16 protein-coding genes and 1 pseudogene are annotated in these 19,540 nt (G+C 64.1%); 6 read left to right on the top strand and 11 right to left on the bottom strand.

Features of this window, described 5'->3' with window-relative positions; all coding sequences use genetic code 11:
- Positions 1-5: 5 nt before the first annotated feature.
- Positions 6-569 (top strand): TetR/AcrR family transcriptional regulator, encoded by a 564-nt coding sequence (locus NKH02_RS28435; protein ID WP_352869456.1) that lies wholly within the window; start codon positions 6-8, stop codon positions 567-569.
- 197 nt (positions 570-766) lie between these two features.
- Here NKH02_RS28435 and NKH02_RS28430 read toward each other — a convergent pair whose 3' ends face one another.
- The 5 genes from NKH02_RS28430 to NKH02_RS28410 form a co-directional block, all read right to left on the bottom strand.
- Positions 767-1,636, bottom strand: coding sequence for a patatin-like phospholipase family protein (locus NKH02_RS28430; RefSeq protein ID WP_352883012.1), 870 nt, complete (start codon positions 1,634-1,636; stop codon positions 767-769).
- A gap of 225 nt (positions 1,637-1,861) precedes the next feature.
- On the bottom strand, positions 1,862-3,205 hold the full coding sequence (locus NKH02_RS28425) for a M16 family metallopeptidase (protein ID WP_352883010.1): 1,344 nt from the start codon (positions 3,203-3,205) through the stop codon (positions 1,862-1,864).
- A 250-nt stretch (positions 3,206-3,455) separates the two neighbouring features.
- Positions 3,456-4,826 carry a M16 family metallopeptidase gene (locus tag NKH02_RS28420; protein ID WP_352883008.1) on the bottom strand — a complete coding sequence of 457 codons (1,371 nt, stop codon included), beginning with the start codon at positions 4,824-4,826 and terminating at the stop codon, positions 3,456-3,458.
- A gap of 114 nt (positions 4,827-4,940) precedes the next feature.
- The gene (rsmD, locus tag NKH02_RS28415; RefSeq protein WP_352883007.1) at positions 4,941-5,495 is read right to left on the bottom strand and encodes a 16S rRNA (guanine(966)-N(2))-methyltransferase RsmD; all 555 of its coding nucleotides are present in this window, start codon (positions 5,493-5,495) and stop codon (positions 4,941-4,943) included.
- A 13-nt stretch (positions 5,496-5,508) separates the two neighbouring features.
- Positions 5,509-7,722, bottom strand: a complete 2,214-nt coding sequence (locus NKH02_RS28410) for a pseudouridine synthase (RefSeq protein WP_352883006.1) — start codon at positions 7,720-7,722, stop codon at positions 5,509-5,511.
- 241 nt (positions 7,723-7,963) lie between these two features.
- Between NKH02_RS28410 and NKH02_RS28405 the strand changes: the two genes are divergently transcribed.
- Complete coding sequence (locus NKH02_RS28405) at positions 7,964-8,413, top strand: nucleoside deaminase (RefSeq protein ID WP_352883005.1); 450 nt, start codon at positions 7,964-7,966, stop codon at positions 8,411-8,413.
- Positions 8,414-8,464: 51 nt separating this feature from the next.
- Here NKH02_RS28405 and NKH02_RS28400 read toward each other — a convergent pair whose 3' ends face one another.
- Both NKH02_RS28400 and ileS read right to left on the bottom strand, forming a co-directional pair.
- Entirely contained in the window at positions 8,465-9,145 is a 681-nt protein-coding gene (locus tag NKH02_RS28400; protein ID WP_352869447.1) for a hypothetical protein, read from the bottom strand.
- A 211-nt stretch (positions 9,146-9,356) separates the two neighbouring features.
- Positions 9,357-12,344 carry an isoleucine--tRNA ligase gene (ileS, locus tag NKH02_RS28395; protein ID WP_352883004.1) on the bottom strand — a complete coding sequence of 996 codons (2,988 nt, stop codon included), beginning with the start codon at positions 12,342-12,344 and terminating at the stop codon, positions 9,357-9,359.
- 123 nt (positions 12,345-12,467) lie between these two features.
- Between ileS and NKH02_RS28390 the strand changes: the two genes are divergently transcribed.
- Positions 12,468-12,701, top strand: coding sequence for a hypothetical protein (locus NKH02_RS28390; protein WP_352869443.1), 234 nt, complete (start codon positions 12,468-12,470; stop codon positions 12,699-12,701).
- Here NKH02_RS28390 and NKH02_RS28385 read toward each other — a convergent pair.
- Complete coding sequence (locus NKH02_RS28385) at positions 12,650-13,456, bottom strand: MipA/OmpV family protein (protein ID WP_352883003.1); 807 nt, start codon at positions 13,454-13,456, stop codon at positions 12,650-12,652. The genes NKH02_RS28390 and NKH02_RS28385 overlap by 52 nt on opposite strands.
- Positions 13,457-13,651: 195 nt before the next feature.
- On the opposite strand from NKH02_RS28385, the pseudogene NKH02_RS28380 reads away from it, so the two are divergent.
- Positions 13,652-14,204 (top strand): annotated as a pseudogene (locus NKH02_RS28380) (HdeD family acid-resistance protein).
- Positions 14,205-14,221: 17 nt separating this feature from the next.
- Here the strand turns inward: NKH02_RS28380 and NKH02_RS28375 are convergent.
- Together NKH02_RS28375 and NKH02_RS28370 are read right to left on the bottom strand one after the other, a co-directional pair.
- Positions 14,222-15,202: a bifunctional riboflavin kinase/FAD synthetase gene (locus NKH02_RS28375; RefSeq protein ID WP_352883002.1), complete on the bottom strand. Its 981-nt coding sequence runs from the start codon at positions 15,200-15,202 to the stop codon at positions 14,222-14,224.
- Between the two features lie 6 nt (positions 15,203-15,208).
- Entirely contained in the window at positions 15,209-16,069 is an 861-nt protein-coding gene (locus NKH02_RS28370; protein WP_352883000.1) for a TIGR01459 family HAD-type hydrolase, read from the bottom strand.
- Positions 16,070-16,381: 312 nt separating this feature from the next.
- Between NKH02_RS28370 and NKH02_RS28365 the strand changes: the two genes are divergently transcribed.
- The gene (locus tag NKH02_RS28365; RefSeq protein ID WP_352882999.1) at positions 16,382-17,611 is read left to right on the top strand and encodes a TadE/TadG family type IV pilus assembly protein; all 1,230 of its coding nucleotides are present in this window, start codon (positions 16,382-16,384) and stop codon (positions 17,609-17,611) included.
- Between the two features lie 273 nt (positions 17,612-17,884).
- Positions 17,885-18,517: a LysE family translocator gene (locus NKH02_RS28360; RefSeq protein WP_352869435.1), complete on the top strand. Its 633-nt coding sequence runs from the start codon at positions 17,885-17,887 to the stop codon at positions 18,515-18,517.
- Between the two features lie 10 nt (positions 18,518-18,527).
- Here the strand turns inward: NKH02_RS28360 and NKH02_RS28355 are convergent, their stop codons facing one another.
- A complete protein-coding gene (locus NKH02_RS28355; RefSeq protein WP_352882998.1) occupies positions 18,528-19,355 on the bottom strand; it encodes a DUF2189 domain-containing protein in 828 nt (275 codons plus the stop codon).
- Positions 19,356-19,540 lie beyond the last annotated feature (185 nt).

The raw sequence follows: 19,540 nt of genomic DNA, 5'->3' as shown, positions 1-19,540 counted from the left end.
TTGAAATGAAGGTCAGTCGAGAGCAGATGGCGGAGAACCGTCGCCGGATTCTGGATGCGGCCAGCCGGCTGTTTCGCGACAAGGGTTTCGACGCAGTCAGCGTGGCGGAAGTGATGAAGGCCGCCGGGCTCACCCATGGCGGCTTTTATGGCCATTTCAGTTCGAAGGACGACCTGATCGCGCAGACCCTTGCCCATGTCCTTGCCGCGGACTCAGTCGGAGGGGGCGATCTTCGCGCCTATGTGGGTTCCTATCTTTCGCCCCGTCATCGCGACAACGCCGCCGGCGGCTGTCCGACGGCGGGTCTTGCCGCGTCTATCCGCCATCAGACCCCGGCTGCCCGCTCAGCCATGACAGAGGGCCTTCGATCGCAGATCGACCATATCGGCAAGGCGCTCCCGAAGCTGGATGCGGCAGCCAGACGCCACGTGGCGATCGGAAGCTTTGCGGCGATGGTGGGGGCAGTGATCCTCGCCCGGGCGATCGACGACCCAACGTTTTCGGATGAAGTGCTGGAACAGACGCGTGCCTGGGTCGATGCCGGGATCAGCCAGGTGTCTGCCAGCTAGGTGGTCTGCGGCAGGAGTGCTCTTGTCGAAAGCAATGCGGCTATCGTTCGGCCGACATTAGGCGCAAAGTCGCCATTCGGCCGTGAACTCGCCTATGGCCGCATCAAACGCGACCGTTCCCATAGGTCGCCTTTTGTTCGCTTAAGCCGGTTCGGCAAGCAGAATGGGCGCCAGGTCTTACCGGCACGCCACCATCCTCACCCGACCTGCTTTCCCCGCCTCGCGTTGACGGCAGCACTAAGCCGCGCCTCCAGCACCTTCTCCACCTGCCGTTTCAACTCGTCCTTGATATCCACCGTCTCGTTCATCAGGGCATCGATCTTCAGAAAATCGAGCACGCGGTATTTCGAAACCGCCGGGCGAACCAGGATGTCGGGGCGGCATTGTCTCAGCTTGTTGGCGATGATCGACTGCATCATCAGCTGCGTGGCGCCGAAAATCAGGTCGACGGAGGTCGGGTGCTTGCGGTCGGCCTCCTCAGGCGCGCCGACCACGTCGACGCCGATGATGATGTCGGCGTCGTTCTCGATCAGGTCGAAGGGCACGGGATTGTAGATGCCGCCGTCGATCAGCAGCCTGCCGTCGCGCATCACCGGGCGGAACACGGCGGGTATGGCCGCCGAGGCCGCCAGTGCCGAGTGCAGGTCGCCATCGTTGAACACGGCCAGCTTGTGGCCGAAATAGTCCGTCGCGGTTACCTTCAGCGGGATTTTCAGGTCGGCAAACGTTTCGGGAATGGCTTCGGGCAGAAAGGCTTTCAGGATGCGCTCGACGTTGAACTGGCTGACACGAATGCCGCCCTGCATGGCTTCGGCGATCGTGCCCGGCCGTGCCCGCCACATGCGGCTCGCGACTTCGGCGCGGCGGCCGAGGATCGAGCGGGCATAGTCGTGGATGTCCTTGCCGGTCATGCCAGCGGCCATGCCGGCACCCATAATGGCGCCGATCGACGAGCCGGCAATGGCCACCGGCTTGATGCCCAGTTCGTCCAGCGCCTCGATCACATGGATATGCGCCAGCCCGCGCGCGCCGCCGCCGCCGAAGGCGATGCCGAAGCTAGGCGCCATTTTGCGTGACTCCTGTCCCGTTTCCGGCTGGTGTCGGAGACCGCCAATTGGCGAGGTCGGCGCCGCCCCTCACCTGCCTGCCGGCATCCTCTCCACGTATAGTGACGGGGAGAGGGACGCTGTCATCACCGATTTCGCCAATCGCCAGCGTTGCAGAATAGGCGTCGAGGTTGCGGCCAGCCGGGGCAGCGCCGGCGCTCGGAAAAGAGAAATGCGTGCCGGCTCTCATCCCTTGCCGGCTCCGGCCAGTTTCGGCCCGATGACCATGATGGTCGGCTCGGTGGTCAGCAGCTTCTTCGCCGCCGCCTTGACCTGGTCGAGCGTCACCGCGTCGATGTAGCCGGCGCGGCGCTGCATGTAGTCGATGCCGAGATCGTCGAGCTGCAGTTCGACCAATGTCGAGGCGATGGCGCTCGACGAGTCCAGATTGTTGATGGCGTAGGCGCCGATCATGTATTTCTTGGTCGCCGCCAGCTCCGCCTCGGTCGGGCCTTCATCGGCCAGTTGCTTGACGACGTCGCGGACGATCCCCAGCGTTTCGGCCGCGCGGTCCGACCGGGTGCCGGTGCTGATGACCAGCGCGTTGGCGTGGTCCTGGTTGATCAGCGAGGAGTTGACGCTGTAGGCCAGGCCGCGCTTTTCGCGCACCTCCTGGAACAGGCGCGAGGTGAAGGTGCCGCCGCCGAGGATCTCGTTCATCAGCACGGCCGGAAAGAAATCCGGCGCCCTGCGCTTCACGCCGGGATAGGCGAGCTGCAGGGAGGTCTGCGGCAGGTCGTAGTCGACCTCGACATGCTGCGCCAGCTTGGGGTCGATATCGGCCACCGGCCTCAGCGCCTGGTCTTGCGGCAGGTTACCGAACACCATGTCGAGCTTCTTCTTCAGCGTCTCTGGGTCGATGGCGCCGACAACGGCGACATGCAGCCCACCGCGCGAGAACACCGCTTTGTGAAAGGCTTTCAGATCATCCGGCGTGATGGTGGCGATGCTCTCCTTGGTGCCCTGGTCGGAGCGGGAATAAGGATGGTCGCCATAGAGGGCGCGCGCCCATTTGCTCTGCGCGACCGTGTCGGGGTCGTTCTCGCCGGCGATGATGCCGGACAGGATCTGGGCGCGGATGCGGTCGATCGGCAACTGATCGAAGCGCGGCTCGTTGACCGCCAGCCGCAACAGGTCGAACGCCTCGTCGCGCTGCTCGGCCAGCAAGCGCATCGAGCCATAGATGCCGTCGCGGCTCTCTTCGAAACTCATCTCGGCACCGGCATCGTCGAGCTTGATCTGGAAGTCTTCCGAGTCCAGCGGCCCGGCGCCTTCGTCGAACAGGCCGGTCATCAGGTTGGCCAGCCCCTCCTTGCCCGGCGGATCCTGCGTCGAGCCGCCGCCGAAGACGAATCGGATGGCGACGATCGGCACGGAATAATCCTCGACCAGCCAGGCGGTGATGCCCTTTGGCGAGGTGACGGACTGGATGTCCATCGCGCGCGCGGTGAGTGCCGGCAGGATCAGGAAGAGGATGGAGAGGAGCAAGGTGATCAGCGGGGCAACCGCACGCCTTTGGGCTTCAGACAAATGATTACTTTCAATCTGTGTTCGAGACGAACAATTGTCGACGTCGGCGCCGCCCCTCATCGCCCTGCCGGGCACTTCTCCCCGTATAGGGACGGGGAGAAGGGGGCTGGCCGCAATCTCGGCGCCCGTCTTGCAACGCTGGTGATTGGCGAAACCGGCGATGACAGCGCCCCTCTCCCCGTCACAATACGGGGAGAGGATGCCGGCAGGCAGGTGAGGGGCAGCGCCAACGCTCAATCTCGACATCAAATCAATTCCCCGCCTGTTGCTGCGGCAAGAGATAGCCGGTCGTCGACCGGGCGAGCACCAGATAGCGCGCGGCGACGGCCTTGACCTCTTCGGCGGTGACCTTGCGGATACGGTCCGGCCATTGCTGGACGTCCTGCACATTGCCGCCGGTGGCCAGTGTCGAGCCATAGATGTTGGCCATGGAATCCTGCTTGTCGCGGGCAAAGATCATCGACCTGACATAGCGGTCCTTGGCCTTTTCCAGCTCCGATGGCGTGACACCTTCCCGGACGATGCGCGCGACCTCGGCATCGACCGCCGCCTCGACGTCGGCGATCTTGGCATCGCCGCGCGGCGCGCCGTAGACGGTGAAATTGGTGTCGTCGAGCATGGTGCCCTGGAAATAGGCGCCGGCGTTGGAGGCAATGCCTTGCTGGACGACGAGCGCCTGGTAGAGCCGGCTGCGATTGCCGCCGCCGAGGATTTCCGCCAGCAGGTCGAGCGCTTCCGCCTCGCCCGGCTTGCCCGAATGATAGGATGGCACCACCCATTGCGTGGAAAAGCTTGGCACGCTGACTCGGGCATCGGCGAGCGTCACCGTGCGTTTGGCGTTCTGCTCCGGTTCGACCGGGCGGATGCGCGGCGGCAGATCGGGGCCGCGCGCCACCTTGCCATAGGTCTTCTCGGCCAGCGCCCGCACCGTGTCCGGCTCGACATCGCCGGCGACGATCAGCACGGCGTTGTTGGGCCGGTAATATTTATCATAGAAGGCGGTGGCGTCGGTGCGGTTCAGCTGCTGCATCTCTTGCATCCAGCCGATGACGGGAATGCGATAGGGCTGATTCTGCCACAGCGTGGCGTCGACCTCCTCGTCCAGCACGGCTTGCGGATTGTTGTCGATACGCGAGCGGCGCTCCTCGAGGATGACATCGCGCTCGGTCTTGATGACGTCGTCGGTGAGGATGAGGTTGCGCATGCGGTCGGCCTCGAAGCTCATCATCAGTTCGAGCGCCGACGGCGCCACCGTCTCGTGGAAAGCGGTGTAGTCGTAAGAGGTGAAGGCGTTGTTGGAGCCGCCGATATCGGAGATGGCGCGATCGAACTCGCCGGCCGCATGATGGGTCGTCGCCTTGAACATCAGATGCTCGAAGAAATGGGCAATGCCGGATTTGCCCGGCGGCTCGTCGGCGCTGCCGATCTTGTACCACACCATGTGGGTGACGATCGGCGCGCGATGGTCGGGAATGACGACCACCTCCATACCGTTGTCGAGCAGGAAATCCGTGACCTTGAATGCGTCCGGCGCACTGTCCGCGAGCGCCGGGCCGGTGATCGTGAAAGCCAGCGACGTCGCCAGCAGCGTTGCGCGCAGCCATTCAGCTTTAGAGGTCATCAATGGCTCCGGTTTCTCGGCAGGACGATAGGCAGGGTCTGGACGACAAGCAAAGTGAATTGTTGGTCATGTTGCCGGCAAAGGCGGCGGCAAAGAGGCCAGGAGCAAAACGTATCAGGCCGCCTCGATGAAGCGGATCACCGTCTCGCCGTAACTGCGTTCGTCCAGCACGGAAAAGCCGGAGCCCGGCTCGAAGGGCGCCACCGCGGCCTCCTCGACCACGCACAGCGCGCCGGGGCGAAGCCAGCCGCCGGCTTTCGCCGACCGCAGGGCGCGTTCGCCAAGGCCCTTGCCGTAGGGCGGATCGGCGAAGACGAGGCCGAACGGCGCCAGTGTGCCTGCCTCGCCAAGGCCTGTGGCGTCGCGGCGAAAGATCTTGGTCCGCCCGGTCAGGCCGAAGGCTTCGACATTGTCGCGGATCAAGCCACGGCCTTCGGCCGATTCCTCGATGAAGACGCCGTAGGACGCACCGCGCGACAGCGCTTCGAGCCCCAGTGCGCCGGTGCCTGCGAACAGGTCTAGCACGCGCGCGCCGTCCAGTTGCTCCGGGAAGCGATGCGCCAGCACGTTGAAGACGGCCTCGCGGGTGCGATCGGTCGTCGGACGGATGGCGCTCGAGCGGGGCGTCGCCAAGGGACGCCCGCGAAACTCACCGCCGACGATTCTCATCTCGCTTTGGGCCTCATCTCGTTCTGGGACCTTTGGGACCACCGCGCGGCCGCTCGCCACCACCGGCACCGCCCGGACGCTCGCCTCTCGGCTTGCCGAATGGCTTTGCACCGGCGGGTTTGCCATAAGACGGCTTGAATGACGCCTTGCGCGCCTTGGCGTCAGCCGCCTTGGCGGCGTCGGCCTCTGCCCTGCCCTTGCCGATCGGCCGAGCGCCCGGCGCCATCCAGACATTGGCCTTGCGCTGGCCGGGCGGCTCGATCGGCCGCTGCTCGCGCTCGGACTTCTTGCCGCCGCCGGGCTTGCCGCCAAAAGCGCCACGAGGCTTGTCGCCGAAGCCGCCGCGCGGCTTGTCGCCAAAATTGCCGCGTGGCTTGTCGCCAAAATTGCCGCGTGGCTTGTCGCCAAAGCTGCGTTCGGGCCGCGGACCGCGCTCGCCAAAGCTCTTCTCGGACCCTGCGCTTCTGTCGGGACTGGTCGACAGTTTGCCCAGCGCCTCGTCGCGGCTGCCTTCGCGGCGCTTGCGGTTCTTGATCAACCCGCCCTCGCCGATCGGGCGGCGCTCGCCGTCACGGGTGAATTTCGGCCGTTCGGGCTCCGGCTCGCGAACTTCAGTACGCCGCACCGGCTTGTTGGAAAACGGCTTGGTGACCTCGGCGTCGAAATTGGCGCCGGATTCCTCGACCAGGCGTTCGCCAAGCTGGTCGCGCAACACCCGGCCCTTGATCTCCAGCACATGGCCCTCGGCGAGGTCATCGAGCTGGAACGGCCCGTAGGAGATGCGGATCAGCCGCGTCACATCGAGGCCAAGTGAACCCAGGATGTTCCTGACTTCGCGGTTCTTGCCCTCGCGCAGGCCGATGGTCAGCCAGGCATTGGTGCCCTGCTCGCGGTCGAGCGTCGCTTCGATGGCACCGTAGAAGACGCCGTCGACGGCAATGCCTTCACGCAGGCCGGCAAGCGCGCTCTCCTCGACCTTGCCGTGGACGCGCACGCGGTAGCGGCGCAGCCAGCCGGTGGCCGGCAGTTCGAGCACGCGCGACAGGCCGCCATCATTGGTGAGCAGCAGCAGGCCTTCGGTGTTGATGTCGAGCCGGCCGATGGTCATCAGCCGCGGCAGCTCGGCCGGCAGCACGTCGAAGACGGTCTTGCGGCCCTCGGGATCGCGGTTGGTGGTGACCACGCCTGCCGGCTTGTGGAACAGGAACAGGCGGGTGCGCTCGATCGGCGGGATTTCCATGCCGTCGAGATGGATGATGTCATCAGGCATGACGTTGAAGGCCGGCGAGGTCAGGGCGCGTCCATTGACCTTGACGCGACCGGCGGCGATCAGCTCCTCGGCATCGCGGCGCGAGGCCAGGCCGGCGCGCGCCAGCCGTTTGGCGATGCGTTCGCCCGCCTCTTCCGTCGCTTCCGCGGAATGCGGGCGCGGCCTGAAGCTGCCGCCTGACGCGCCTTGTGGCCGATCGCCGAAGTCGCGCTTGGGACGATCAGCGAAATCACGCTTCGGACGGTCAGCGAAGTCGCGCGGCGCACGATCGCCGAAGTCGCGCTTGGGGCGATCGAAGCGCTTGTCGCCGCCTTCTGCCGCCGCAGCCGGACGGTCGCCACGCGGTGCATAAGGCTTGCGTGGGCCTTCGCGCTTCTCATAGGGCTTGCCCTCCGGGCGCGGGCCCTTGTGGAATGGTCTTTCGGTGCGCGGGGCGCCACCCTCACCGGCTTCGCGCGGCTTGTAGTCGCGCTTCGGCCGTTCGCCTGCAGCCGCCATCGGCCGATCGCCGCGCGGTGCATAGGGCTTGCGCGGCCCTTCGCGCTTCTCATAGGACTTGCGTTCACCTTCAGCGGCCCCTGGACGGTCGCCACGTGGCGCATAAGGCTTGCGTGGGCCTTCGCGCTTCTCATAGGGCTTGCGTTCGCCTTCGGCCGCCATCGGCCGGTCGCCGCGCGGTGCGTAGGGCTTGCGTGGCCCCTCACGCTTCTCAAAAGGTTTGCCTTCGGGACGCGGGCCTTTGCTGAATGGCTTGTCGCCGCTCTTGAAGTCGCGCTTCGGCCGCTCGCCATCCGCGGCCATCGGGCGATCGCCGCGCGGTGCGTAAGGTTTCTTGGCGCCAAAGGACGGCTTGCCGCCCTTGCTGGCGGCGCCATCACGGCTGCGCGGTCCCGCCGTTTTCGAACCGTTCCTGGCCGGACCCTTCTTGGGTCGGAATTTCTTGTCGTTGTCGTCCATGTGGCCTTTGTCCGTTTGCGCTGCTACAGCGTGGCGCATCCTTTCGGGCGCGCAACGAACGCTGTAGCACTTTGATTTGGCGCATGATCATTTCCGAAAATCGAGTCCGACTTTCGGGTTGATGCGCTCAATAACAGGATCATCAGAGTTTGTCAGGGAAAAGTGGAGACCGGTTTTTCCGGCAAGACAAACGAAAACCAAAAGCCTGGGGTGGCGAGGAGATAATCGGAATGGAAACCGCGTGAAGCGACCGGATTTCATGGCGATGGCGCTGAAAGAGGCCGAGGCGGCGGCCTTGCGCGGCGAAGTGCCGGTCGGCGCCGTCATCGCCAGCGGCGGCGCGGTCGTTGCCAGCGCCGGCAACCGCACACGCGAACTTGCCGACCCGACGGCGCATGCCGAGATGCTGGTCATCCGCGAAGCCTGCCGCAAACTGTCAGCCGAGCGGCTGACCGGGCACGATCTCTATGTGACGCTGGAGCCTTGCGTCATGTGCGCCGGCGCTATTTCCTTCGCCCGGCTGCGCCGGCTTTATTTCGGCGCCGCCGACGACAAGGGCGGCGCGGTGGTCAACGGCGTGCGCTTCTTCGCCTCGCCAACCTGCCATCACACGCCCGACATCTATCCGGGCATGGGCGAGACCGAGGCGGCCCTGTTGCTCAAAGGATTTTTCCTGGAACGGCGCGGCTGACCGGGCGCAAGGCCCGTCAACGCAAAGCAACGAAACGCAGACCGTCCGTTTTTAGAGCGACGGCAGCCAGTCGAACCAGCCGCTGCCCTTCTTGCCTTGCGCCTCTTTCTTCAGGCGGCGTTCCTTCTTGTACTCGTCCTCGCCAAGCTCGTTCTGCGGCGCCGTGCCGGCAGCGACACGATACTGCACCGGCGGTTCGCTGAGATATTTGCGGGTGTTCGGGTCGCCCTGCTTGCTGTCGGCAAGCCGGCGCTGGATCTCGGCGGCGCGACCCTTGTCTGAATCGGCTGGCGTCCACGCCGGCGGATGGCTCGAGCCTGACTCCGCCATTGCCTTCTTCACCGAGGCCGGGTCGGTCTGCACGTCGTCGACGATTTCCGACTGGTAAGCCGGGTCGTTCTGATGGGCGGTGGCGTCCGCGCGCAGGCGGGCGCGGCGCTGCTCGGGCGATTCGGGCCATTCGGCGCTTGCCGTCTCGATGCTGTCCTGCGGCGCCGGCAGCGCTTCCTTCTGGCCCGGCGCCGGCTTCACCAGCGTCGGACGCGGCTTGTAATCGATCTGTTCCTTGCGCTTCGGCGCGAACGAAAACGCGCCGGAAATATCACCGGCCAGCTGTTCGCCGGCGGTCTTGTCGGTACCATAGGTCGGAGAGCCCATGCAGCCGGACAAAGCCAGGCCCGATGCGACAAGCGGCGCCAGCAGCGCCAGGCGCGCGTTATATCTCTCGGTCATGCCAAAAAGTCCCACTGTAGACAGCCTCTCGATTGCCACCGGTCTTATGACCGGTCCCCATCGTCCAAGCACTTGCGACGGAAATCCGGCGACAATTTGTCTTCCGGAGTTTCGCGTGTTTACCTCAACCACTCGTTAAGGGCAACGCGCGGGCGGTTTTCGCCCGCCCGGCGTGGCATTTGTGCACCGATCCAGCTGGCTGGCCAGCCTGTTAAAGCCGGCCAAGTGCCTTCAATTCGTGCAGCACCGCGGCATCGCGCGCCGAAACGTCGGGGAATTCCGGATCCTGGCCGACATCGGCGGTGTAGCGCCAGGACCGCGCGCATTTCACCAGGCCGCGATCCTCGGCCTTTTCGACCACCACGGCGACACCCCTGACGTCGTCAAGCGTGAAGGCACCCGCGGGCGCTTGCCCATGAGCGATGACCAGATCGCTGGTGATCGCCATCTCGGCCATGTCGACATCCGATATCGCCGCTTCGAGTGCCGCATCGTTGATGGTGACGACCGGCACAGCTTCCAGCGACGACCCAATCACCTTCTGGGCGCGCGCGATCTCCAGCGCGCCGGTGACGACGCGTCGCACCTGCCGCACCTTGCGCCACTTTTCCGCCAGGGCCTCATTCTTCCAGTCCGCCGGAATTTGCGGAAACTGGTCGAGATGCACCGAGACGGCGTCCGGATGACGGTCGAGCCAGGCCTCTTCCATGGTGAAAGGCAGCATTGGTGCCAGCCATTTCACCAGGCAGTCGAAAAGATGACGCACGACCTGCACCGAAGCCTTGCGCTGCACGCTCGACGGCGCGTCGCAATAGAGCGCGTCCTTGCGGATGTCGAAATAGAAGGCCGACAGCTCGACCACCATGAAATCGAGCAGCATGCGGGTGATGCGCTTGAACTCGAAGGCGTCGTAGCCCGAGCGCACGACCTCATCCAGCTCGGCCAGCCGGTGCAGCATCAGCCGCTCCAGCTCCGGCATTTTCTCCAGCGGCACCTCTTCGCCGTCGTCATGGGCGAGCGTGCCGAGCATCCAGCGGATGGTGTTGCGCAGCTTGCGGTAGGCGTCGATGTTGGTCTGCAGCACGTTCTTGCCGAGGCGCTGATCCTCCCAGTAATCGGTCGTCACCACCCACAGACGCAGTATGTCGGCGCCCGACTGCTTGATGACGTCTTGCGGCACCACGGTGTTGCCAAGCGACTTCGACATCTTGCGGCCGTCCTCGTCCATGGTGAAGCCATGGGTGACGACTGTGTCATAAGGCGCCCTGCCCCTGGTGCCGCAGCTTTCGAGCAGCGAAGAGTGGAACCAGCCGCGATGCTGGTCGGAGCCTTCGAGATAGACGTCGGCCGGCCATTTCAGATCCGGACGATCCTCCAGCGTGAAGGCGTGCGTCGAGCCCGAATCAAACCAGACGTCGAGGATGTCCATCACCTGCTTCCATTTGGACGCATCGTGATTGCCGAGGAAACGCTCCTTGGCGTCGGCGGCGAACCAGGCGTCGGCGCCCTCCTGCTCGAAGGCGTCCATGATGCGCTGGTTGACCGCCTCGTCCTTCAGCACATTGCCGTCGGCATCGGCGAACACGGCGATCGGCACGCCCCAGGCGCGCTGACGCGACAGCACCCAGTCCGGGCGCTCCTCGATCATGGCGCGGATGCGGTTCTGGCCTGCGGCGGGCACGAAACGGGTGTCGTCGATCGCCTTCAGCGCACGGCCGCGCAACGTCGAGCCGTCGCCGAGGTCCTTATCCATATAGACGAACCATTGCGGCGTGTTGCGGAAGATGATCGGCTTCTTCGACCGCCAGGAGTGCGGATAGGAGTGCTTCAGCCGGCCACGAGCGAACAGCGCGTTGCGCTTGATCAGCTCGTCGATGACGGCCTGGTTGGCGTTGCCCTTCTTGCCGTTGTCATCGATGACACGCGCCGGTCCACCCTCGCGGTCCGGGCCGAAACCCGGCGCGTCCTTGGTGAAGAAGCCGCCATCGTCGACGGTGAACGGGATGGCGCTGTCGATGCCACGTGCGCGCAAATCCGTTGCCGCATCCATCCAGGCGTCAAAGTCCTCGCGGCCGTGCCCCGGTGCGGTGTGGACGAAGCCGGTGCCGGCGTCGTCGGTGACATGGTCGCCGGCGAGCATCGGCACGGCGAATTCGTAACCGCCGCCAAAGCCCTTGAACGGATGCGAAAGCGTAAGGCTTCCAAGCTCTTGCGCCGAAACGCCGCGGAGACGATTCAAGATGACCTTGGCCTTGGCCGAGGAGTCTTCGGCCAGTGCGTCGGCAAAGATCAGCTTTTCGCCCGGCTGCGGGCCGAACGCGTTCTCGGCCGCCGTGACCTCGTAGAGGCCATAGGCGATGCGCGGCGAGTAGTTGACGGCGCGGTTGCCAGGGATCGTCCAGGGCGTCGTCGTCCAGATGACGACATGGGCCTGCAGCAGGTCGAGCGATGCCTCGTTGAGTTCTGGATTTAATTTCGCGAGCTTACCATCCATGACATTGGTGGCATACCGAGCGAGGCTGGCGACCGGAAACTTCACCCAGATCGTGTCGGACTCATAATCCTGGTACTCGACCTCGGCCTCGGCCAGCGCCGTGCGCTCGACGACGCTCCACATCACCGGCTTGGAACCGCGATAGAGTTGGCCCGACATGGCGAATTTCAACAGCTCGCCGGCGATGCGCGCCTCGGCGTGGAAAGCCATCGTCGTATAGGGATTCTTGAAGTCGCCGATGACGCCGAGCCGCTGGAACTCGCCGCCCTGCACCGTGATCCAGTGCGCGGCGAACTCGCGGCATTCCTTGCGAAATTCGTTGACCGGCACCTCGTCCTTGTTCTTGCCCTTGGCGCGGTACTGCTCCTCGATCTTCCATTCGATCGGCAGGCCGTGGCAGTCCCAGCCCGGCACATAGTTCGAGTCATAACCGCGCATCTGGAACGAGCGGGTGATGACGTCCTTGAGGATCTTGTTCAGCGCGTGGCCGATATGGATGTTGCCGTTGGCGTAGGGCGGGCCGTCATGCAGCACGTATTTCGTGCGGCCGGCAGCACTTTCGCGCAGCTTGGCGTAGAGGTCCATGTCCTGCCAGCGCTGGACCAGCAGCGGCTCCTTCTCCGGCAAGCCGGCGCGCATCGGAAAATCCGTCTGCGGTAGGTAAAGCGTCTTGGAATAGTCGATCGTTTCTTTGGTGTCGGTCATGAGGGAATCGGTCATTGGTCTGCCATGTGCATTGCCTGGCCGCAAAGGAGCTCGGGCGTTGAACTTTACTTCTTGCGCATGTCGTTTTCCCAAAACCGGGGCCACTTTTGGGCGACATGCCTTATGATCTGGAAAAAGCGCGAGATGGCGCACGCCAAAATTCCCGGCGGCTCCGGCGGCGCTCAGGCCGCCCGGAACACCGGGCTCATAATTCGTATCGTCGGCCTGCAAAGGCGCGAAAAGCTCATCATGCCCCGGCTTTTAGCGGAGATGAGCGCAGGAATAAAGCGTCTCGTTCGATTCACTTACATCGTGAAGTCGAAGCGATATGTGGTCGACACGCCGATCATGAACTGATTGCGGTCGCCGCGTTGCCTGACCAGGCTGGAATCGGCCGCCGGTCCCATCAGGCGGGAATATTCGCCAAACAGGCTGGCGGTCATCGGCTCGGTCACCTTCCAGGTTATGGCGCCACCGACGCCGGTCGATTTCAGGCCGCCACCGGGGTGATATTCGCTCAGGCCCGAGGCCACGGCTTCCTGCGCGTCGACGCCATAATAGGCGTCAAAATAACCAGCCGAGGCGAACGACACGCGCGGCCCGCCCGAAATCCGCACGGTTGGCGTCACATCGTAGAAGGCGTCGGCAGCGATGTCGGCGACAAAGCCGTTGTGGGCACGGATGCCGTGGCGAAGCTCGGCGCGGGCGCGCAGCCAATCCGTCGGATAGAATTCGAAGAAGCCGCCGACTTCGCCGCCCCAGCGCACCGGATCGAGGCCCTTCAGCTCATCGGCGTTGTCATCGTCGCGGGAAAACAGGAACTTGCCGGTCAGGCCGGCGCGGACACCGCCATCGTCGACCAGCGCCAGCGAGATGTTGTCGTTGCGCGAGGAGAAGCGTGCCGCCGGTCCGGCCTTGCCCAACGAAATGATCGGCGAAGCGCTGAGCAGGTACTTCTTGCCGCCCTCGAAATTCGGCGCCACCATGCCGGTGGCGCCAACGGTCAGATACCAGTCGCCGGACAGCCAACTGCCCTCGCCCGCATTGGCAGCGCCCGCGCCACCCAGCAGCGCAGCGGCCAACACCAGAGAGATTTTTCCGACCGGACTCATGGCCACTCCACTAACACAACACACACGGTTACCGATGACAGCTTTGACGGCCATTTGGTAAAATTTGATTTAAAATCCGAGACATCCGCTCGTGGTTTGCAGGCGATCCCCCACTGCCGGCCATCGACTGGACGTTGACCGACGCCGGGACTAACGTCCGCCCGTACCCCGCAGCCCTTGGTGGAGACCGCGACAATGACCCTGCATGGCGACGCCTTGAAAATCGCGATCGAACAAACACGGACAAAATGGGGGTGGTTTGTCGCGCTCGGCGTACTGCTGCTCATCTTCGGCGGCGTTGCCTTCGGCAATCTGTTCATCGCCACGGTGGCCTCGGTCTATGTCGTGGGATGGCTGATGCTGATGGCGGGCGTCATCGAGATCGTGCATGCGTTCGGCGTCAAAACCTGGGGCCGCTTCTTCTACTGGCTGCTCAGCGGATTGCTCTACGCCGTCGCCGGCTTCTTCGCTTTCGACAATCCGCTGCCCTCGGCGGGTACTGACGTTCCTGCTGGCGATCGCGCTGGTCGCGTCAGGCGTGCTCAGGGCCTGGGTCGGCTACAGCCACCGGCCGCAGCGCGGCTGGGGCTGGGTCGTCGCGGCCGGTGTCATCAGCGCGCTTGCCGGCCTGGTCATCGCCATGGGCTGGCCGGTCAACAGCCTGTGGGTGCTCGGGCTGTTCCTGGCGATCGACCTGATCTTCCAGGGCTGGACCTTCATCGCCGTTGGTTTGGCACTGAAGAAGTAGCCGGGATCACGCCTGGCTCAAAAAGCCATGGCCGCGTCGAGGTCGGAGAGCGGCTTGACGCCGGCAAGCAGCGCGCGCGCCTCGGCTTCATCGCGCTTCATCTGCGCGACCAGCGCATCGAGCCCTTCTAACTTCACCTCCGGACGCAGGAAACCGAAGAAGGAAACCTGGCAGATCTCGCCATAGAGGTCGCCGGAGAAATCGAAGACGAAGGTTTCCAGCAGCTGCGCGCCGTTGCTGTCGACCGTCGGGCGACGGCCGAAGCTGGCGACACCGTCGTGAAGTGTCCCGTCGGCGCGGCGAAAGCGGACGGCATAGATGCCCTCCTTCAGAGCGGCTTCGGCTGAAAGCCTCATATTCGCGGTGGGAAAGCCAAGCGTGCGGCCGAGCTGCTGTCCGCCGACCACCTCGCTTTCGACGGTGAAGCGATAGCCGAGCAGTCCAGCGGCCTCGGCCACCTCGCCCCCGCTCAGCAACCCGCGGATGCGGCTGGATGAGACCACCTCGGCGCCCTCGTCACGGAAGGCGTCGACGAGCGTGACGCCGAAGCCGTGACGCTCACCGGCCGCCATCAGGTAGGCCGGACCGCCTTGACGATCCTTGCCGAAATGGAAATCGAACCCGGTCACGGCGTGGGTAATGCCAAGGTTCTTTTCCAGCACATCGGTCACGAACGCTTCCGCCGACAGCGAGGCGAAGTCGCGCGTGAACGGCTGTTCGACGAGCGCGGCAAAACCCAGTAGCGACAGGAGGCGCGCCTTCATGGGCGGCGGCGTCAGCACGAACAAGGGTATATCAGGCCTGAATATCTTGCGCGGATGCGGTTCGAACGTCAGCACCAGGGCCGGCACATCACGCCGCCCGGCCTCGGTCAATGCCCGCTCGAGCACCGCCTGATGGCCACGATGGACACCATCGAAATTGCCGATCGCCACGACGCCGCCGCGCAGGTCGGCGGGCAGCGGAGTTGTTGCCAGAACGTGCTGGAAGGCTGCCATCGTCACCTACCGCAGTCTGGGAATGACGGCCACCGGACGATATCCATGCTTTTCCAGGAAGGTCGCCAGCCTTGCCGGATCCGGTTGCAGTGCATCGCCATAGTCGCGGGCATGGATACCGCCGGAGACATAGAGAACGTCGAAGCCATTGTCGGCGGCGCCCTTCACATCGGTCATCATGCCGTCGCCGATGGCCAGCACCTGGCCGCGTTCGACCGGCCGGCCGAGTAGCTCCACAATCTCCTTCATGGCGACGTCGTAGATCGGCGCGTAGGGTTTTCCGGCGATCAATGTGCGGCCGCCGAGTTGGGCATAATCGCGTGCCAGCGCGCCGGCACACCAGATGAGGCGTTCGCCACGCTCGACCACGATGTCGGGATTTGCACAAATGAAAGGCAGGTTCCTGGCGCGCAATCGCCGCAGAAGCTCGGTGTAATCCTCGGGCTTCTCGACCTCGTCATCGAACAGACCGGTGCAGACGACGCCGGACGCCTCGAACTCCTCGACAAGCTCGACGTCGAGACCTTCATAGAGCGTGAAGTCACGGTCGGCGCCGATATGGAAAATCTTGCGCGGGCCCTCGGCGATCAAATCCCGGGTCACGTCGCCTGACGTGACCACCCGGTCGTAGGCTGAGGGTGGAACACCGATCACGTTCATCTGCGCCACGACATCGGCACTTCTGCGCGGCGAATTGGTGATCAGGACGACGGGAATTTCCGCCTCTCTAACCCTCGCAAGCGCCGAGGCCGCCACGGGGAAATGCCTCTCGCCATTGTGGACCACGCCCCAGACATCGCACAGGATTGCCGAATAGGCCTTCGACACGTCTTCGAGCGAGCCGATGATTTCAGGCGAATCCGCCATGCCATTTCCTTCAGTCATGATCATACGAGCACCACGGCCGACGGTCGCGCGGCCGGTTCGGATTAGCCGAACCGCTCCGGCCTGTCACCAGCTTTCGGCGTGGCCGTGAGAGCGGTAGTGGATGCCTCGCGCAAAGGACCGCGGCGCTAGTGTCTTCCAAGCTTCAGCGGGTTGTCACACGGCGTATTGTGCCGTCGGAGCCGGCATAGTTAACGAGCCATCAAAGAGCTGGCCGGTCTTTGAGGCATCCAGCAACATGAAATTTAGCATTTTGTCAGCATTGTCATGCCGAAAACTGGTTTCTAGGCAGGGATGCTGAAGGCGATGATCCTCAGATTCGCGCGCGACAGGCGCGGCAACTTTGCTTTGGCGACCGCCATGGCGATGCTGCCGATAATGGTTAGCGTGGCCGGCATCATGGATCTGGTGGGCACGAGCGACGACGCCGCGCAATTGCAGAACTCACTGGACGCGGCTGGGCTTGCCGTCGCCACGAAGTACTCACCCGGCATGACGGCAGGTGATGTCCGGGCGCTCGGGCTGACATTTTTCTCGGCCAACATGAGCGCCGCCGACCAGCAAGAATATTCGGGCAGCGTCTCCACCTTTTCGGCTGCGGCAAGTGGGGACGCGAGCGCCTACTACATCTCGGTTTCGTCCAGCATCAGCCGTGCAAGCTTCATCCGCGGCGCGCCCTCCTGGCAGGCTCACCGCTCAGCCTCAGTCAAACTGGAGCCCGGCGCGCAAGCCTGCGTGCTGGCGCTCGATCCGCAGGCATCGGCCGCCGTGAGCCTGCAGGGCTCGACCAATGTCTCGATGGCCAACTGCGTAATCGCGGCAAACTCCGATGCGTCCGATGCCGTGAGCAGAGGCGGTTCCGCGCTGGTTTCAGCGGGCTGCGTCTCGACTGTCGGCGGCACTTCCGGGCTTTCGCCACCCAGCGCCAATCTCACCTGTGGAACGCCGCTCGAGCATCAATATGCATCGTTTGATCCTTTGGCCGACGTCGTCCCTCCCGCCTTCACATTGTGTCTGCCGGTCCCGAACGGCAAAACCTACACGCTGTCACCTGGCACTTATTGCGACAAAACATTGTCGGGAGACATAACACTTGATCCGGGCGTCTACATCCTGCGCGGCACCGCCATCAAGCCCGGAGGCAACGGTAGCCTGACCGGCCAGGGCGTGACCATATTCCTCACGGAAGGCGCACAGATCTACATAAATGCCAATGAGCAGGTTAACCTTTCCCCGCCCACCAGCGGCCCCTATGCCGGCATCACCATTTTCGAGGATCGCGGGAACACGTCCGCCTTGACGCTGAATGGCGGCGCGAATTCCGTGATCAGCGGTTTCATCTATGCGCCTGACGCTCCCATTTCCTACGCCGGCAACTCAGATATGAGCAGCCAAGGCGACTGCCTGAGGCTTGTTGGCAAGACCGTGCAGATGACGGGAAACTCATCCGTCAGAACGGATTGCACGGCCGCTCTTGGAAATCGCGAGATGTATGCCAGCCGCCGCATTACTCTCGCCAAATGAGAGACGCCTCCGAACGTTTGGCCCACATTTAGGGCGGCCGCCGATAGTGAGGCGCGGGTTGCACACCCGTTTCACGCTTCCGCGAGGATCCGACGGATCCGAGCAAGGAAATCGGCAACGAACCTGCGCATCGTCGGCTGATCCAGAGGCACGGGCAACCAACTGGCGCAACGGCTGGCGTCGTCATGCCCTTGCGCGTGCCTGCCGGGACAGGCACATGTTGACCGCTCGCGGGATCACGTACCCACGGCAGCCCGCTAGGGAAACGAACCGATGCCCGAAACCGCCAATCATCTCGCCTTCGCCCTGGTCTGCCTCGGCATGGTGCTGACGCCAGGCCCCAACATGATCTACCTGATCTCGCGATCCCTGTCGCAAGGACCGAAGGCCGGGTTGATCTCGCTCGGTGGCGTGGCGCTCGGCTTTCTCTTCTATGTGCTGGCGGCGGCCTTCGGCATCACCGCGCTGCTGCTCGCCGTGCCCTATGCCTATGACGCGCTGCGCTTTGCCGGTGTGCTCTATCTCCTGTGGCTTGCCTGGCAGGCGGTGAAGCCGGGCGGGCGTTCGCCATTCCAGGTGCGCGAACTGCCAAGGGACCGGCCACGCAAGCTGTTCGCGATGGGCCTGATGACCAATCTGCTCAATCCGAAGGTGGCCGTGCTCTATCTGTCGCTGTTGCCGCAGTTCATCAGCCTGGGCAAAGGCCATGTCCTGTCGCAGCTTCTGGTGCTGGGCGCCACGCAGATCACGATCAGCCTTACCGTCAATGCCATCATCGCGGTGACGGCCGGTTCGATCGCAACTTTCCTCGCCGGACGGCCCTTGTGGCTGGTCATCCAGCGCTGGATGATGGGCACCGTGCTGGCGGCATTGGCGCTGAAGATGGCGACCGACGCGCAGCGCTGAGAGCGCTTCGTTACATCGGTCGCCTTATCTGCTGCTCCCGCTCCGGCTCGACCACCTTGCGGTAGAGATGCCAGGTGGCATGGCCGAGTACCGGCATGACCACCGCGAGCCCGGCAAACAGCGGGATCGAGCCGATCACCAGAAGCACGGCGACCATCAGCCCCCATAGCGCCATCTGCAGCGGATTGGTCATGACCGCCCGCGCTGAGGTCTCGATGGCCGAAACGGCGCCGACATCGCGGTCGAGCAGCAACGGGAAGGCAACCACGGTGGTGGCCAGCACGACCGCGGCGAAGACAAAGCCCGCGGCATTGCCGGCAAGGATCAGCGTCCAGCCCTTGCCGGTCGTCAACACCTCGCGGACGAAGCCGCCGATCGATGCCGGGGGCCGGTCGCCGAACAGGCCGGTGTAGATCGACTGGGCGGTGTACAGCCACAACAGGAACAGCGCGACCAGCATGATGCCGATCACCGCGATCGACGGAATCGCCGGCGAGCGCCGCACGTCAAGGGCATGCCACCAGGAAGTGTTCATGCCGAGCTCGCGCCGGCGGCTGATCTCGTACAGACCGAGCGCGGCGAACGGGCCGACAAGTGCGAACCCCGACATCAAGGGATAGATAAGCTGGATGGCATTGGCGCCAGACGACGTCCACCGCGTCAGGATCAGGCCGACGATGGGATAGATCAGGCACAGGAACACGTAGTGCGATGGCTTTGCCCAGAAATCCTCGGCGCCGAGGCGCAGTGCATCCCAAAGGTCCGAGGTGGTGATGCGACGCACCTTTGGCTGCACATGCATTCCACGTGCGTCCGCCATGACATGAAAGCCGGCCATAACCATCCTCCCGTGTATCGGGGCGGTCACCGCCAGGATGGCCGCCCGTAGCTGCCACTTCTCGTTCAAGCGCAATTCTAGTCGATTTAGGGCCGCTTGTCGCCAAGTCCATTGATCGGTTGAGTTGATTCCGGCTCTCTCCCCGGATCGGTAACCGGGTTTGCAGTGGCGCGGCGCCAGGCATG

Source organism: Mesorhizobium sp. M1396 (genome assembly GCF_040317725.1).
In the GTDB taxonomy this organism is placed as follows: domain Bacteria; phylum Pseudomonadota; class Alphaproteobacteria; order Rhizobiales; family Rhizobiaceae; genus Mesorhizobium.
Note: the sequence above shows the minus strand (reverse complement) of the source record. Positions and strands in the feature narration are given on the sequence as shown.

What these genes read in the sequence shown, in the direction of transcription:
- NKH02_RS28435 (WP_352869456.1), top strand. Translation starts at nt 6, where the DNA reads ATGAAGGTCAGTCGAGAGCAGATGGCGGAGAACCGTCGCCGGATTCTG.
- NKH02_RS28430 (WP_352883012.1), bottom strand. Translation starts at nt 1,636, where the DNA reads ATGGCGCCTAGCTTCGGCATCGCCTTCGGCGGCGGCGGCGCGCGCGGG.
- NKH02_RS28420 (WP_352883008.1), bottom strand. Translation starts at nt 4,826, where the DNA reads ATGACCTCTAAAGCTGAATGGCTGCGCGCAACGCTGCTGGCGACGTCG.
- rsmD (WP_352883007.1), bottom strand. Translation starts at nt 5,495, where the DNA reads ATGAGAATCGTCGGCGGTGAGTTTCGCGGGCGTCCCTTGGCGACGCCC.
- NKH02_RS28410 (WP_352883006.1), bottom strand. Translation starts at nt 7,722, where the DNA reads ATGGACGACAACGACAAGAAATTCCGACCCAAGAAGGGTCCGGCCAGG.
- NKH02_RS28400 (WP_352869447.1), bottom strand. Translation starts at nt 9,145, where the DNA reads ATGACCGAGAGATATAACGCGCGCCTGGCGCTGCTGGCGCCGCTTGTC.
- ileS (WP_352883004.1), bottom strand. Translation starts at nt 12,344, where the DNA reads ATGACCGACACCAAAGAAACGATCGACTATTCCAAGACGCTTTACCTA.
- NKH02_RS28390 (WP_352869443.1), top strand. Translation starts at nt 12,468, where the DNA reads ATGATCTGGAAAAAGCGCGAGATGGCGCACGCCAAAATTCCCGGCGGC.
- NKH02_RS28385 (WP_352883003.1), bottom strand. Translation starts at nt 13,456, where the DNA reads ATGAGTCCGGTCGGAAAAATCTCTCTGGTGTTGGCCGCTGCGCTGCTG.
- NKH02_RS28375 (WP_352883002.1), bottom strand. Translation starts at nt 15,202, where the DNA reads ATGGCAGCCTTCCAGCACGTTCTGGCAACAACTCCGCTGCCCGCCGAC.
- NKH02_RS28370 (WP_352883000.1), bottom strand. Translation starts at nt 16,069, where the DNA reads ATGGCGGATTCGCCTGAAATCATCGGCTCGCTCGAAGACGTGTCGAAG.
- NKH02_RS28365 (WP_352882999.1), top strand. Translation starts at nt 16,382, where the DNA reads ATGCTGAAGGCGATGATCCTCAGATTCGCGCGCGACAGGCGCGGCAAC.
- NKH02_RS28360 (WP_352869435.1), top strand. Translation starts at nt 17,885, where the DNA reads ATGCCCGAAACCGCCAATCATCTCGCCTTCGCCCTGGTCTGCCTCGGC.
- NKH02_RS28355 (WP_352882998.1), bottom strand. Translation starts at nt 19,355, where the DNA reads ATGGCCGGCTTTCATGTCATGGCGGACGCACGTGGAATGCATGTGCAG.